The organism is Salinivibrio costicola subsp. alcaliphilus, from assembly GCF_001996185.1.
In the GTDB taxonomy this organism is placed as follows: domain Bacteria; phylum Pseudomonadota; class Gammaproteobacteria; order Enterobacterales; family Vibrionaceae; genus Salinivibrio; species Salinivibrio costicola.
On sequence record NZ_MUFR01000135.1, the window covers coordinates 1 to 469 of the forward strand.

Genomic DNA, 469 nt, shown 5'->3' on the forward strand with positions numbered 1-469 from the left:
AGAGCTCGGTACGGTACCATCAGGTGCGTATGAGGATGACTTTACCTATCGCGCGGACGATACCTGTCAGGTTACTCTGTATGGTGCATTCCCGGATGGCACTAAAAAAGAGATGTCGAACCTGACCGTCACGGTGGAAGACGGGAAACCGACAATTAAAGACTCCACCACCTATCCGGCAAAATACCGAACGCCACTGGTGAATGTGGATGGAACGCTTGATGGCCGTTTAACCATGTTCTCTCGCCCCCTCCATATAAAAACCCTGCCACGTTGGCGTTGGGTGGATGCGACCCCGTTCGATGAAAATAACCCACGGCACATGAAAATGCTGTATCGCGCTTACAGTAACCTTATCATCTTGCTCAACAAGCGGGATTTTGAAGGGTTAAAAATGGCGTGGTCACTCTCGAACCGAGAAAAAGCGAAAGCGGAAGCCTATATGACCGAGCCGGAGGAGTTTTTTGAT

At 50.1% G+C, this 469-nt stretch carries 1 pseudogene; it reads left to right on the plus strand.

The features are described 5' to 3' along the window. A pseudogene (locus BZJ21_RS16425) lies at positions 1 to 469 on the plus strand (glycosyl hydrolase family 26); the annotation flags it as partial.